Here is a 14,201-nt window from a genome sequence, read left to right as displayed (position 1 = left end):
GCCAACTGACCGAATGGCTTCCTGATGACCGAATCCGATCTCGTCCCCGTCTTCGACGGCCACAACGACACGCTGCTGCGACTGTACCAGTCGAAAGACACCGACGTCGAAAAGCTGTTCATCGAGGGGACGCAGGGCGGTCATATAGATCTGCCGCGCGCCAAGAAGGGCGGCTTTGCCGGCGGCATGTTCGCGATCTTCCCGCCGCCGGTCGAGAAGAGCAAACGCTCTGCGGTGCCGCCGGCGCCGAGCGACAATGAGCCATTGCCGCCGGAACTGCCACGCGCTGATGCGCTCAATTCCACCATCGGCATGGCCTCGATCCTGTTTCGGCTGGAGCGAGCGGGGGCGCTGACCGTCTGCCGCAGTGCCGGTGACATTCGCGAGGCGATGGCGAAAGGTTCGATCGCGGCGGTGTTTCACATCGAAGGCGTCGAGGCGATCGATCCCGAACTTACCTTGCTCGACGTGCTCTACGAAGCCGGCCTGCGCTCGCTCGGCATTGTCTGGAGCCGACCCAACGCCTTCGGCCATGGCGTCCCGTTCCGCTTTCCGTCGTCGCCCGATACCGGACCGGGGCTGACCGATGCCGGCAAGGCGCTGGTCAAGGCCTGCAATCAGCTCAAGATCATGGTCGACCTGTCACATCTCAACGAAAAGGGCTTTCGCGATGTCGCCGCGCTCAGCGATGCGCCGCTGGTCGCCACTCATTCCAACGTGCATGCGCTGTGCACCCATTCGCGCAACCTGACGGACTGGCAGCTCGGCGCTATCCGCGAGACCGGCGGCATGGTCGGGCTCAACTTCGCCACCGGCTTCCTGCGCGAAGACGGACGGATGAACTCGGACACCAGCCTCGACATCATGGTGCGCCATGTCGACTCGCTGCTGCAGGCGCTGGGCGAGGACGGCGTCGGTCTCGGCTCCGATTTCGACGGCGCCATGATCCCGGCGGTCATCGGCGACGTTGCCGGTCTGCCGAAGCTGATAGATGCGCTGGCCGCGCGCGGTTTCGGACGCGCGTTGATCGAGAAGATCGCCTATCGCAACTGGCTGAGCGTTCTCGAAAGAACCATAGGCTGAGGCTTAAGCGCCCATGCGCTTCAGCCAATCCTGGCCGGCGCGATCCCTGATCATCGGCAGCGGGTTCTCCCAGTCCAGCCGCGCGCAGATGCGGTAGACTTCGAGCGTCTCGGCGCTCATTTCGCCGCGCTTGTAGAAGTACATGGCGGCGGCATAGCGGGCGCGACCCGACCATTTTTCGCCGAGCGGCGTGTTGACCAGCTGCCACTGTTCGGCGGCTTCCGCCTCATCATCCGGTTCGTTGGCCATGATCAGAAATCCGCCGGCGGATTGGCGGTGCGGCGGTCGAGCTTGATGAAGGGACGGGCCACCACCTTGGCCCGCTTCATCAGCTTCTGGTACTGCAACTCGCGCATTGCGTAGATCTCGACCCAGAGGTCTTCGACCATCCTATCACCATAGGGACGCGTCAGCGAGGCGATGGCGATATTGCGCTTGGCCATCGGCGACCACATGGCGGCGCTGACCAGCCCGACCTCCTGATGCTTCTTGTGATAGACGATGGCGTGTTCGGCCGGGATGTTGCCTTCGATCTCCAGCCCGACCAGCACATGGCGCAGCTTGCGTTTGGCGCGCGCTTCGAGCATGGCGCGGCGGCCATTGAAATGGCCTTTTCCCAGGTCGACCATAAAGCCGAGACCGATCTCGTCCGGCATGCGCAGACGGTCGGCGCGAATGGCATGGTCTGCGGTGGTGAAGTCGGCATTGGCGACGATCAGGCCGGCTTCCAGCCGGGCGCGGTTGAGGGCGGCGTAGCCGATGGCGCGGATGCCGCGCAGTTCGCCTGCCGTCATCAGGCGGTCCCAGAGGCTAAGCGCTTTTTCGGCCGGCACGAACAGTTCGTAGCCGAGATCGCCGGTGAAGCCGGTGCGTGAGACGGTGACGGTGCTACCGTCATGCGGGAACTCGGCGAGATCGAACACTTTGAGTTTTTCAACGCCGGCAAAGCCGGCCTCGTGCAGCACGGCGAAGGAGGTTGGGCCTTGCAGAGCGAGACCAGCGACGCTTTCAGTCTCTTCTTCGACGGTCACTTCGAAACCGATGGCGCTGTCGAGCAGCAAGGGCAGGTGCCGTTCCTGCGAACACAGGCGGAAGCGCGTCGGCGACAGCCGGAACAGCGTGCCGTCATCGAGGACAAAACCTTCGTCGTCGCACCATGCGGTGTAGTGGACGCGGCCCGGTTTGAGCTTGGCGACGTCGCGCAGCGTGACGCGATCGAGGAAGGCTTCGGCATCCGGCCCCTCGATGCGGTATTTGGTCATCGGCGAGATGTCGAACAAAGCCGCCTGGCTGCGGATGGCGAAATATTCGAGTTCCTCGTCCCACAGCGAATGCGGCGCGCGATAGCCGGCCCAATTGTACCAGTCCTGAGTTTTGGCCAGCGCATCGATGCGCGGCTGGAACGGCGTGCCGAGACGCAGTGTGCGGAAATGCGACTGCGCTGTGGTGCGGGCGGCGTTGTTGATCGGACTCGTCATGACGGCATTCCTTTGCCGTAGAGTGCGGCGTTGACTGGCTGAAACATCCGATCATCCCTTCATCGCGATGATGCGCCGCGCCGCATTCAAACCGGGAGCACCCGAAACGCCGCCGCCTGGATGCGAACCGGCGCCGGCCAGGAACAGCCCCTCGATCGGCGTGTCGTAGCCCGACCAGCCGGAGACCGGCCGCGACATCAACATCTGGTCGGCCTGCAATTCGCCGTGGTGCCAGTGGCCGCCCGGCATGCGGCAGTTGGCTTCGATATCGGCTGGCGTCAAAAGCTCGGCATGCAGCACGGACTTGCCGATACCGGGGGCGTAGGCTTCGAGCTGCGCCATAACAGCTCTGAGGAATTTCGGCTTGCCGGCGTCCCAACCCTCTTTCAGCGCATAAGGCGCGTATTGCACGACAGCCGACAGTACACAGGCGCCGCTTGGCGCGAGCGACGGGTCGGAGAGCGACGGCAGTGTGATCTCCATCACTGGTTCGGCTGAGAACTCGCCATATTTCGACGGGTTGAAGGCGCGCTCGACATGGTCGGGCGAGGGCGCGATAACCAGACGGCCCTTCCGATTATCGGTGTCGACGCCGGAAAATTGCGGTGGCCGATCGAGCGCCAGATGGAGCTTCGCCGCGTCGCCCCTCATGCGGATGTTTTTCACCTTGCGCACGAAGCCGGTGCCGATCTCGCGTGACCCGACCAGGCCGAGCATGGTGGTCGCCGGGTTGATGGCGGAGACGATCGTTCTGGCGTGCAGCACCTCGGCGCTGTCGAGGGTCACGCCGACGGCGCGGCCTTTCTCGACGACTATCCTGGCCACGGGCGCTGCCGTGCGGATGGTGACGCCGGCTTTCTCCGCCGCCGCGCGGATCGCGGCGACGACTGCACCCATCCCACCTTTCGGCAGCATCTGCGCGCCGGTTTTGCCGCCGGTCTCGCCGGCCAGCCGATAGTAGAGGCCGAGCAGGGAGGTCGGCGAGCGCGGACCGAGATGGCTACCAAGCGTGGCGTCGAAGGCAAGCAGGCCCTTCAGCCTGATATCGGCAAGCTGCTCGTCGAGCAGGTCGGCGACGTTCATCAGGAGAACGCGCAGGAAGTCGCGCATGTCTTCCTTGCCGAGCTTTTTCAGCGCCGCGGCCGTCTGGCCGAGCGCTGCGGTTTCAAGCAGCGACATGCCACCGAGATCGGGCGGGCGCCGCGACAGGAACGGTTTCAGGATGCCGGCATAGCGCATGAGTTGCGCGCGCAATTCCCTCCAGGCGTACTGCTCGGACGGAGTGGAACCGGTCAGCACCTCGCCGTAGGCGCCGTGCAGGACAAGCGGCGGGCCGTCCTTCGCCAAGGCGACCGACGGCATGAAGTCTGTACGGGTGACCTGCAGCCCGTGTTTCTCCAGCTCCAATGTCTTCACCACGTCGGGGTGCAGGCGGTTCAGCACATGCGCGATCGAGGAGACCCGAAAACCCGGCGCAAACTCTTCGGTGCGCGCCGCGCCGCCGACATCGCCGGCCGCTTCCAGCACCAGCACCTTGCGGCCGGCCTTGGCCAGAGTGGCGGCAGCGACAAGGCCGTTATGGCCGCCGCCTATGATGATGGCATCAAATGACGTCATGGGCCGCGCTCATATGGGAGGTCGATTTGGCGAGGTCGCGCAGGATCTCGGCTGCCGCATTGCGGCCGGGTGCGCCCATGACGCCGCCGCCGGGATGTGTCGAGGAGCCGCACATATAGAGCCCGCCGACCGGCGAGCGGTATTGTGCGTAGCCCGGCACCGGCCGGTTGAACAGCAGCTGGTCGAAGGTCAGCTCGCCCTGGAAAATATTGCCTTCGGTCAGCCCAACCTCGGCCTCGATCTCGCGTGGCGTGCGCACCTCCATATGGACGATGCGGTCGCGGAAGCCTGGCGAGTATTCGGCGATCTGCGCAACTACGCTTTCGGCGAAACCGTCGCGGTCGGCATCGGTCCAGTCCTGGCCCTTCACCTTGGGCGGTGCGTACTGCACGAAGCAGCTCATGAAATGCTTGCCCGGCGGCGCCATGGTCGGGTCGAGCGTCGTTGGGATGACCATGTCGAGGAATGGGTCGGCCGACCAGCGACCGACCTTCCAGTCGTCATAGGCGCGCTCCATGCGCTCCATGGAATCGGTGAAATGCATGTCGCCGCGATAAACGGGTGAATCCTTCGGCAGTGCCGGGAATTCCGGCAGAGAATCCAGCGCGATGTTGACCTTGCCGGAGGAGCCGCGGATCTTGAAGTTCCTGACCCGCCGCAGGAAAATGTCGGGCAGTTCCTTCTCCTCGACCAGTTTCAGGAATGTGCGTTTGACGTCGGCGTTGGAGACGACGAGCTTGCCGTAGACCTCCTCGCCGCCGGCCAGCACCACGCCCTTGGCCTTGCCTCGGCTCACCAGCACATGGTCGACCTCGGCGCCGGTGCGGATAGCGCCGCCGGACGCCTTGAAGGAAGCGGCGAGCGCCTTCGTGACGGCGCCCATGCCGCCGCGCGCATAGCCCCAGGCGCCGACCGAGCCGTCGACCTCACCCATATAATGGTGCAGCAGCACGTAGGCTGTGCCGGGCGACATCGGCCCGAGCGCGGTACCGATAATGCCGGACAAAGCGAAGTTCGCCTTGATGACATCGGTCTCAAAATATTCGTCGAGGAATTCCGAGATCGACATGGTCCAGAAGCGCAGCGTCAGCGCCATTTCTTCTGATGACAGGCCGACGAATTTCTTGCCGAGATAGAGAAGCTCTCCGAGGTCGCGCGGCTTGAGACTGGCCGGGTCCGGTGCGGTGCGCATCAGCAGCGGCTGGATGAAACGGCACTGCCGCGTCACGTCGCGCGAATAGCGGTCATAGGCCTCCGCGTCGCGCCTGGAGAAGCGGGCGAATTCGCGCCGGTGCGCATCGTGGTCACGGTAGTTGGCGAGGTAGTCGCCGTCGCGGGTGAACACGGCGCCGCCTTCATAGGAAATAACCTGCAAGCCGAGACGCGGCAGTTCGAGGTCGCGCATGATCTCGGGGCGAAACAGCGAGCAGACATAGGAGCAGTTGGAGTAGAGGAAGCCCGGCGTCAGCTCGCGGCTGGTGGCGGCGCCGCCGACCCAGTCGTTCTTTTCCACCACCAGCACGTCGAGCCCGGCGCGTTGCAAATAGCAGGCGTTGACCAGGCCGTTGTGTCCGCCGCCGATGACGATCGCATCCCAAGCTTTCATTCGCGCCCAGCCTTCATGGTGCTCGACCCTTCATTTTCGCGTGATTTGTCGCCGAATGCGCGGAATTTGGCACGGCAGCGGCTATTCTGTCCAGCCATTCTGAATGAATGTTCAACAAATGATATTGCGTTTTCCTGTTAATACGCTACGCTTTGCCGGCATTCGAACCTGCGCAATTCGGCTGACGGGACTTAAGGTCTGATGATCGAAACGGCAGATGGCGAGCCGGAATATGACGACGCCGCGATCCGCTTCCTCGAGGCGCTGTGGGGCGAGGGCTATCTGTCGCCGGGCGGACCAGACGAGGTCGACCGGGTGGTCGAAGGGCTGTCGCTCAGGGGCAAGACGATCCTCGACATCGGCTGCGGCTCCGGCGGCATCGCGCTGCATCTGGTGGAGCGCCACGGTGCTGCTCATGCCACCGGCTTCGACATCGAGCGGCCGGTGATCGAGGCGGCCAGAAAGCATGCCGCTGCACGAGGGCTTTCAGACCGCGCCAGCTTCGTCCAGGCGCCGCCGGGGCCGCTGCCTTTTGCCGACGCTTCGTTCGATGTCGTCTTCTCCAAGGATGCGCTGGTGCACGTGTCCGACAAGGACGCGCTGTTTGCGGAAATCTTCCGCGTGCTGAAGCCGGGCGGCGTCCTTGCCGCCTCCGACTGGCTGATCGGCCATGACGGCGAGCCGTCATCTGAGATGAAGGCCTATGTCGCGGCCGAAGGCCTGTCCTTCGCCATGGCCTCGCCGGCACGCTATGCGCAAGCGATGCGCAGCGCCGGCTTTGCCGATGTCACTGTGAAGGACCGCAATTCTTGGTACCGCGAGGTCGCACGCGGCGAGCTGGAAAGGCTGAAGGCCCGCTCTACGAGACGGCGGCAGTCGCGGTCGGAGCGGCCTATGTCGACAAGAACATCAAGACCTGGGAAGCCATGCAGAAGGTGCTTGACAGTGGCGAGCACCGTCCCACTCATCTTCGCGGGTGGAAGCCGGCTGTGGTGGGATAGCCGGCAATGTGGAGCATGACGGCACCGATGAAAGCTGCAGCGCGCGAAGAGCGATCCTCCGACACGTCTGGAAAAACCGAGCCGGAAAAACGCGGCCGCAAGGCGTCGAAGGAGGTCAGGCAACAGCAGCTGATCGAAGCGACCATCGATTCGCTGGCCAAGCGCGGTTATTCGGAAACGACGATGGCCGATGTCGCTGACGGCGCCGGCCTGTCGCGCGGCATCGTCAACTTCCATTTCGAGAGCAAGGAGAAGCTGCTCGTCGCCACGCTGGCCTATATGGCCGACGAATATGCGGCGCATTGGCGCGTCGCGCTGACCAAGGCCGGCGAGGATCCAGCCCGGCAGCTGCGGGCGCTGGTCGCCGCCGATTTCGACCGTTCGATCTGCAACAAGCGCAAGCTCGCGGCGTGGTGCGCGTTCTGGGGCGAGGCCAAGTCGCGGCCGACCTACCAGGCGCTGTGCGGCGCGCGCGACGCGGCCTACCAGAAGATCTTCATCGACCTCTGTGCCACGCTCAAGCAGGGCGGTGGTTATGGCTATGAGCCGCAGGTCATGGCGCTGGCGCTCAGCGCCATGCTGGAGGGCTTGTGGCTGCGGCTGATGATGGGGACCGAGGACGTCACCCGTGAGAGCGCGCTACAGGCGGCAAACGAATTCCTGTCGGCCGCCTTTCCGAAGCACTACCCGCCGGACAGCGGACGTTGACAACAACCGGCGGATCCAAGCCGGAGCGAACAATCAGAAACAAAGAGGATGGAACAGCATGAAAAGAATAGCCCGACGCCTGACACTGACATTGGCGCTGACGGCGACGCTGGCTGGTTCGGCCGCGGCGATTGCGGTCCCCGCCGACAAGGACCTGATCGTGTTCGACTGGTCCGGCTATGAGGACCCGAGCTTCCACCCCAAATATGTCGAGAAGAACGGCGACTCGCCGACCTTCGCCTTCTTCGGCGACGAGGACGAAGCCTTCGAAAAAGTGCGCTCCGGCTTCAAGGCCGATCTTGGTCATCCCTGCTCGCAGAGCGTGACAAAGTGGCGCGAGGCGGGGCTGCTGCAGCCGCTCGACACCTCGAAGATCACCGGCTGGAAGGATCTCAATCCCGGCATCATGGCGATGAAGGATCTGGCCACCACTTCGGACGGCAAGGCCTGGTTCATGCCGTGGGACTGGGGCAACACCCAGCTCACCTACAACTCCGACAAGATCGACGCGAAGGATGTGCAGTCGCTGAAGGCCTTCGCCGATCCCAAGTTCAAGGGGCGGGTCTCGATCGGCGACAATGTCGACGACGCCTATGCGCTGGCCAGCCTTGCCATGGGGCTCAAGGACTGGACCAAGATGACGGACGACCAGTTCAAGCAGGCGTCCGACTTCCTGCGCCAGGTGCACAAGAATGTCCGCTCCTACTGGACCGATACCACGGACGTCGTCCAGTTGCTGAGCGGCGGCGAGGTCGATCTCGCCTGGGCATGGAACGATGCCACGGTACAATCCGTCGCTGCCGGTGTGCCGATCAAGTCCAAGAAGGATACGGACGAAGGCATCTCGACCTGGGTCTGCGGCTACGTGCTGTTCAAGGACGCACCCGGCAATGTCGACAAGGCCTATGACTACCTCAACGCGATCAACGATCCCGAGACCGCCAAGGTGCTGGTCAAGGACTGGGGTTATGGCCAGGTCAACGCCAAGGGCATGGCCGGCGTCGACCCGGCGATCCTGAAAGAAAAGGGCTATGACGATGTGCAGAGATTCGTCGACAAGACCCTGTTCCAATCGCCCGTGCCGTCGTCGCTCAAGCTCAAGATGATCGCCGAATTCGAGAAGATCAAGGCGGGGTACTAAAGCTCTGTCCGGCTTCCTCCGTCTGCCTGTCAGTGCGCCGGGCAGACGGTCTCGCCAAGGCCGCTGAAATTCCGTAACGTCGCCCGGCCGCTTTTCGCGATGAGGAGTTTCGCGCCATGAATTCCATGCTTCGCCGCCTTGCTCTTGCTGCCGCCCTTACGGTCGGCGCAGGCGCCGTGCTTGCTTATGCCGAAGGCGGCGGAGACCTCGTCGTGTTCGACTGGTCGGGTTATGAAGATCCGTTGCTGCACCCCGACTACACCGCCAAATACGGCGCCGAGCCGACCTTTGCTTTCTTCGGCGACGAGGAGGAAGCGTTCCAGAAGATGCGCGCCGGCTTCAAGGCCGACATCGCCCACCCCTGCTCGCAAAGCGTGACCAAGTGGCGCGCGGCCGGCATTCTGCAGCCGCTCGACACCTCCCGGATCGCCGGCTGGCAGGATCTCAATCCCGGCATCATGGCGATGAAGGATCTCGCCGTCACCGCCGACGGCAAGGCCTGGTTCATGCCGTTCGACTGGGGCAACACTTCGCTGCTCTACCGCACCGACAAGGTCACGGCGGAGGAAGCGCAGTCGCTGAAGATTTTCGCCGATCCCAAATTCAAGGGCCGCGTCACCATCGGCGACAATGTCGATGACGCCTATGCGCTGGCCAGCCTGGTCATCGGCCTCAAGGACTGGACCAAGATGACCGACGCGCAGTTCCAGGAGGCGTCCGCCTTCCTGCGTGACGTCCACAAGAACGTCCGCTTTTACTGGACCGACGACACCGACCTCAACCAGGCCTTTACCGGCAATGAGGTCGACCTCGTCTGGGGCTGGAATGAGACCTTCGTGACGCTCAAGGGCCAAGGCATGCCGATCGCCATGAACCGCGACACGAGGGAAGGCATATCCACCTGGGTGTGCGGCTATGTGCTGATGAAGGATGCGCCGGGCAAGCTCGATCAGGCCTATGATTTCCTCAGTGCGGTCAACGCGCATGCCGTGTCCGATTACTTGGTCAAGACCTTCGGCTACGGCCACGGCAACAGCGCCGGGATGGCCGCGATCGACCATCAGGTGCTGAGCGACCGTGGCTTCGACAATCTCGACAAGTTCTTGGACAAGACGCTGTTCCAGCAGCCGGTGCCGCCTGAGCTCAAGCAGCGCATGGTCACGGAATTCGAGAAGATCAAGGCCGGCTATTGAGCGACAGGACTGAAAGAACCGATGTCGTCATCGTCGGCGCCGGTTTCACGGGCCTGTCGGCTGCGCTTGAGCTGAGAAAGGCCGGCATCGATGTCGTGCTGCTCGAAGCACGCGACCGCGTCGGCGGCAGGGTCGAGGCTATTCGCAACGGGCTTGGCGAGCGCATCGACAGCGGCGGCCAGTTTTTCTGCGAAGACATGCCGGAGGTGACGGCGCTGGCCGCGTCCCGTGGCAAGGCCTTCGTCGAAACCTATGTGAATGGCGATTTCATCACCCATCCATCGCTGTCGGTCGAAGAGGCCGAACGGACCTATCATGGCGCGATGGCAATCCGCGAGCGGATGAATGCGATCGAGCCGGACGATCCCTCGATCGCCGGCATGAGCGCTGCCGCCTGGCTCGAACGCCAGCATGATCCCACTGACGCCAAGACGGCTTTCCGCTCGATGATCGAAGGCCTGTGGTGCCTGGCGATGGACAAGGTGCCGCTGTGGTACCTCATCGACAATGACCGCCGCATCACCAACGAGGTGCCTGAGCTGCAATATTCGCTGCTCGAAACCATGCAGTCGCTGGCCGAGGATATGGCCGGAGATCTCGGCGACAGGGTTTGGCTGAACGAGCCGGTTACGCGCATCGAGCACGGCCCGCAAGGGGTTCGTGCCGTCTCGGCAGGCAGCTCCATCGAAGCGCGAAAAGTGCTGGTCGCGCTGCCGCCGGCGACGGCCGCGAAGCTGGATTTCGCGCCCGCTCTGCCGCCGGCTCTCGCAAAGGCGCTCGGCGTCTGGGAAAGCGGTGCGGTGATCAAGATCCTGGTGCGCTATCCCACGCCGTTCTGGCGCGAGCGCGACCTGTGCGGCATGGTGATGTGGCGCGACCTGCCGGGCCTGTTCGCCTGTGACGCCAGCAAGGATGCGCAACATGCCGCGCTGGTCGTCTTCGTCGGCGGACCACTGGCGTTGCGTTGGCGTCCGCTCGCGGACGCGGCGCTGCGTGCGGAGGTCACGGCAAGGCTCGTTGATGCCCTTGGCCCGGAGGCGGCCGGCATTATCGATTTCAGCCAGCGCGACTGGATCGATGACCGCTGGAGCGGCGGCGCCTACAGCGACCTAATTGTCGATGTGACGGCACGGGATGCCGAGCGCACGATCCGTGCCGGCGCTGCCCCGGTTCATTTAGCATCGTCGGAACTGTCGCCGTCATTCCCGGGCTATGTCGAAGGCGCCATCGTGATGGGGCGGATCGCAGCCAAACAGATCGCGACGGAACTTAAAATTCTTAGTGGAGCATGATCTTATTCCGAAAATCGGTTCCCACTTTTCGGGATCATGCTCAGTCCGCCATCGCCACCAGGGCCTCGGGATCGTAGCCGAGGCGGACCGACGTGCCGACGGGGATATCGTCGGCGCCGAAGTCGTTGGTCTCGGTGACCGACAGTGGCTTTTCCAATCCGGGTATCTCGACGATCAGGTGGGTGATCTCGCCAAAATAGTGGCGTTCGACCACCTTGCCGGCCACTTCGAATTTCGCCGTCGCATTGTCCCACAGCACGCGCAATCGCTCCGGCCTGATGCCCAGAGTGGCGCCGCCGCCATTGCGCATGAAGGCCTTCGGCTTGTCGGTCCTGACGCGGCCGAAGCCCAGCGTGTCGACGACCAGCGAGGCGGCATTCTCCTCTATGATCTGCGCTTTTACGAAATTCATGCCGCCGAGGAAATCGGCGACCTGGCGGTTGACCGGCCGCTGGTAGATTTCCTTGGGCGAGGCGACCTGGGCGATCTTGCCGCCGAACATTACGGCGATGCGGTCGGACATAGCGAGCGCCTCATACTGGTCATGGGTGACCAGCACGAAGGTGATGCCGACCGCCTGCTGCAGGCGGCGCAGTTCGACCTGCATCTGCTCGCGCAATTTCTTGTCGAGAGCCGACAGCGGCTCGTCGAGCAGCAGCACCTTGGGCCGCATCACCAAGGCGCGGGCGAGCGCCACGCGCTGGCGCTGGCCGCCGGAAAGCTCGGTGGCGAGGCGTTTGCCGAGGCCGGTGAGCGACACCTGCGCCAGCGCTTCCTCGACGCGGCGCTTTTCTTCCGTTCCTCCCAGCCTGAGCCGTTTCAGCCCATAGGCGACATTCTGCTCGACATTGAGATGCGGGAAGATGGCATAACTCTGGAATACCATGTTGGTCGGCCGGCGGTTGGCGGGGATGCCTTCCATCGACTGGCCGCCGACCGAGATCGAGCCGCTGGTCGGGTTGTCGAAACCGGCAATCATGCGCAGCAGCGTGGTCTTGCCGCAGCCGGAAGGGCCGAGCAGCGAAAAGAATTCGCCCTCCTTGATGGTCAGCGAGGCGTCGTCGAGCGCCTTGAACGCCCCATAGCTGCGGGTAACGCTGCGGATTTCGATCATTGCTCGGTCGGTTTGGGGTCGATCAGATTGGGCCCGCTCGGACTTATCTTGCTTGGATGGCTCATCCTGAGGCCGTTCGGCCCGGGACTGCTCAGGCATAGAGGCCTCCCTCGCTCTGGGTGCGTCTGGCCGCATGACGGCGCAGGATCTCGGCAACGGTCATCAAAACGAAAGAGGCAACCAGCAGCAGCGTGCCCAGCGCCAACACACCCGGCAGCTTGGCGGCAAAGCGCAACTGGCCCCAGATATAGATCGGCAGCGTCGTCTCGGTGCCGGTCAGGAAGAAAGCGATGACGAACTCGTCGAGCGAGATGGTGAAGCAGACCAGGAGGCTGGAAATGATCGCCGGCGCCACCATCGGCAGCGTCACCCGCCGGAAGGTGCCGAAGGCACTCTCGCCGAGATCGGCGGAGGCTTCTTCGAGGCTGCGGTCGAAGCCCTCGAAACCGGCGGTCAGCACCGTCATCGAATAGGGAATGCAGATCAGGACATGGCCGAGCACGACGGTGAACAGCGACAGGCTCAGGCCTAACTGCAGCATGACCAGCAGCATGGAGATGGCGAGGATGATTTCCGGCAGCACCAGCGGCGCCATGATCAGGCCATTGATTGTGCGGCGGCCGGGATAGCGGTAGCGGGTGATCGAGCGGGCGGCGAGGATGCCGAGCAGCGTCGACAGCACCGATGCCGAGATACCGACGATCAGGCTGTTCCAGGCGGCGTCAAGCAGCGCCGGCGTCTTCGGCAGGTCTTGGTACCATTTCAGCGTATAGCCGGTGAGAGGAAATTTTGGCGTCGGCGCGGTGTTGATCGAGAAGATCGGCAGGAAGATCACCGGCAGATAGAGAAAGACGACGTAGAGGAGGGCGTAGGCGGACAGCCAGCCGCCGGGGAAAAGGCGCCGCCTCGCCGTCATTGCGCCAGCCTCTGCAGCGCGCGGATGATGAGCACGGTGGCGCCCGCCATCAGCGTCACGACCAGCATGGTGGTCACGGACAGTGCCGCGCCGAGTGGCCAGTTGGAGGCCTTGTGAAACTGCGACTCGATGGCATTGGCGATCATCACGCCATCCTTGCCGCCGACCAGCCTTGCGGTGACGTAGTCGCCGACGGTGGGGATCATGACGATGAGAGCGGCCGAGATGACGCCGGGCGCCGACAGCGGCAGCGTCACGCGCAGGAAGGAGCGCAGCGGGCCGTCGCCAAGATCGGTGGCAGCCTCGACCAAGGTGCGGTCGACCTTCTCGAGCGAAACGAAGATCGGCAGGATGGCAAAGGCCGCCCAGGCGTGTGTGAGCGTGATGATGACGGCGCTGGAATTGTAGAGTAGCGCGGTCGATGGTTCGTCGATGATGCCGAGGCCCATCAGGCCGGAATTCAGCACGCCATTATAGCCGAGGATGACTTTCCATGACATCACGCGCAGGAGATAGCTGGTCCAGAACGGGATGGTGATCAGGAACAGCCACAGGCTCTTGTGGCGACCGCCATGGAACGAGATGAAATAGGCGATCGGATAGGCGAGGATGACGGTGAAAAAGCTCACCGTCAGCGAAATGTAGAGCGAGCGCCAGAGCAGATCGCGGTAGATCGGCTCGGTCAGCGCGATGCGATAATTCTCCAGCGTGAATGTATGGTCGATGGTGAGGTAGTTCTGCGTCCAGAAGGAGTGGGCGAAGACCACCAGGATCGGCACCAGCAGCAGGATCAAAGCGTAGACCAAGGTCGGGCTGATCAGGGCAAGGCCCTGGACGGACTCGGACTGCAGAAGGGCGTTTCGCCTTGCTCGCGTCATGCGCCGCGTGGGCACCCCTTCGGCAGCTACCGTCATTGCAGCGACCCGGGCGTGATCTCGGTTGCTGGCTCGAACTGTTCCGCCATGATGCTCCCATCGACCGGGCCGGCTGCCTGTTCCCAATTTTTGCGGAGCGCGCTTTGCTGGTTGCGCTCAAGCTTGCCGGCTTTCTTT

At 63.4% G+C, this 14,201-nt stretch carries 13 protein-coding genes; 6 read left to right on the top strand and 7 right to left on the bottom strand.

Annotation, left to right across the window (positions count from 1 at the left end):
- Positions 1–24 precede the first annotated feature (24 nt).
- Positions 25–1,083 carry a dipeptidase gene (locus tag AC3EML_RS00835; protein ID WP_023715013.1) on the top strand — a complete coding sequence of 353 codons (1,059 nt, stop codon included), beginning with the start codon at positions 25–27 and terminating at the stop codon, positions 1,081–1,083.
- A 3-nt stretch (positions 1,084–1,086) separates the two neighbouring features.
- On the opposite strand, the gene AC3EML_RS00830 is transcribed toward AC3EML_RS00835, so the two are convergent.
- Genes AC3EML_RS00830 through AC3EML_RS00815 form a run of 4 tightly spaced genes read right to left on the bottom strand, consistent with a single transcriptional unit; the run spans position 1,087 to position 5,784 of the window.
- Positions 1,087–1,332 carry a hypothetical protein gene (locus AC3EML_RS00830; RefSeq protein WP_352521771.1) on the bottom strand — a complete coding sequence of 82 codons (246 nt, stop codon included), beginning with the start codon at positions 1,330–1,332 and terminating at the stop codon, positions 1,087–1,089.
- A gap of 2 nt (positions 1,333–1,334) precedes the next feature.
- Positions 1,335–2,561 carry an aminomethyl transferase family protein gene (locus AC3EML_RS00825; RefSeq protein WP_352521772.1) on the bottom strand — a complete coding sequence of 409 codons (1,227 nt, stop codon included), beginning with the start codon at positions 2,559–2,561 and terminating at the stop codon, positions 1,335–1,337.
- Positions 2,562–2,612: 51 nt separating this feature from the next.
- Complete coding sequence (locus AC3EML_RS00820; RefSeq protein WP_352521773.1) at positions 2,613–4,178, bottom strand: phytoene desaturase family protein; 1,566 nt, start codon at positions 4,176–4,178, stop codon at positions 2,613–2,615.
- Positions 4,165–5,784 carry a phytoene desaturase family protein gene (locus tag AC3EML_RS00815; protein ID WP_352498125.1) on the bottom strand — a complete coding sequence of 540 codons (1,620 nt, stop codon included), beginning with the start codon at positions 5,782–5,784 and terminating at the stop codon, positions 4,165–4,167. Before AC3EML_RS00815 ends, AC3EML_RS00820 begins: the two co-directional genes overlap by 14 nt.
- Before the next feature lie 201 nt (positions 5,785–5,985).
- On the opposite strand from AC3EML_RS00815, the gene AC3EML_RS00810 reads away from it, so the two are divergent.
- The 5 genes from AC3EML_RS00810 to AC3EML_RS00790 all read left to right on the top strand — a co-directional run bounded on the left by AC3EML_RS00810 (position 5,986) and on the right by AC3EML_RS00790 (position 11,119).
- A complete protein-coding gene (locus tag AC3EML_RS00810; protein WP_352498126.1) occupies positions 5,986–6,804 on the top strand; it encodes a class I SAM-dependent methyltransferase in 819 nt (272 codons plus the stop codon).
- A gap of 8 nt (positions 6,805–6,812) precedes the next feature.
- Positions 6,813–7,493 carry a transcriptional regulator BetI gene (gene betI / locus AC3EML_RS00805; RefSeq protein ID WP_023690120.1) on the top strand — a complete coding sequence of 227 codons (681 nt, stop codon included), beginning with the start codon at positions 6,813–6,815 and terminating at the stop codon, positions 7,491–7,493.
- 58 nt (positions 7,494–7,551) lie between these two features.
- Entirely contained in the window at positions 7,552–8,634 is a 1,083-nt protein-coding gene (locus AC3EML_RS00800; RefSeq protein WP_352521774.1) for an ABC transporter substrate-binding protein, read from the top strand.
- A gap of 116 nt (positions 8,635–8,750) precedes the next feature.
- On the top strand, positions 8,751–9,827 hold the full coding sequence (locus tag AC3EML_RS00795; protein ID WP_023690122.1) for an extracellular solute-binding protein: 1,077 nt from the start codon (positions 8,751–8,753) through the stop codon (positions 9,825–9,827).
- Complete coding sequence (locus AC3EML_RS00790; protein WP_352521775.1) at positions 9,824–11,119, top strand: flavin monoamine oxidase family protein; 1,296 nt, start codon at positions 9,824–9,826, stop codon at positions 11,117–11,119. The genes AC3EML_RS00795 and AC3EML_RS00790 overlap by 4 nt, the downstream gene beginning before the upstream one ends.
- 40 nt (positions 11,120–11,159) lie before the next feature.
- Here the strand turns inward: AC3EML_RS00790 and AC3EML_RS00785 are convergent, their stop codons facing one another.
- From AC3EML_RS00785 to AC3EML_RS00775, 3 genes are all read right to left on the bottom strand, one after another.
- On the bottom strand, positions 11,160–12,233 hold the full coding sequence (locus tag AC3EML_RS00785) for an ABC transporter ATP-binding protein (protein ID WP_023690124.1): 1,074 nt from the start codon (positions 12,231–12,233) through the stop codon (positions 11,160–11,162).
- A gap of 91 nt (positions 12,234–12,324) precedes the next feature.
- Positions 12,325–13,149, bottom strand: a complete 825-nt coding sequence (locus AC3EML_RS00780) for an ABC transporter permease (protein WP_023690125.1) — start codon at positions 13,147–13,149, stop codon at positions 12,325–12,327.
- Positions 13,146–14,063, bottom strand: a complete 918-nt coding sequence (locus tag AC3EML_RS00775; RefSeq protein WP_352521776.1) for an ABC transporter permease — start codon at positions 14,061–14,063, stop codon at positions 13,146–13,148. The genes AC3EML_RS00780 and AC3EML_RS00775 overlap by 4 nt, the downstream gene beginning before the upstream one ends.
- Positions 14,064–14,201: the final 138 nt, after the last annotated feature.

This window comes from Mesorhizobium sp. P170090, assembly GCF_057786115.1.
The sequence above is the reverse complement of the archived record's forward strand: the minus strand, read 5'-3'. Positions and strand labels throughout refer to the sequence as shown.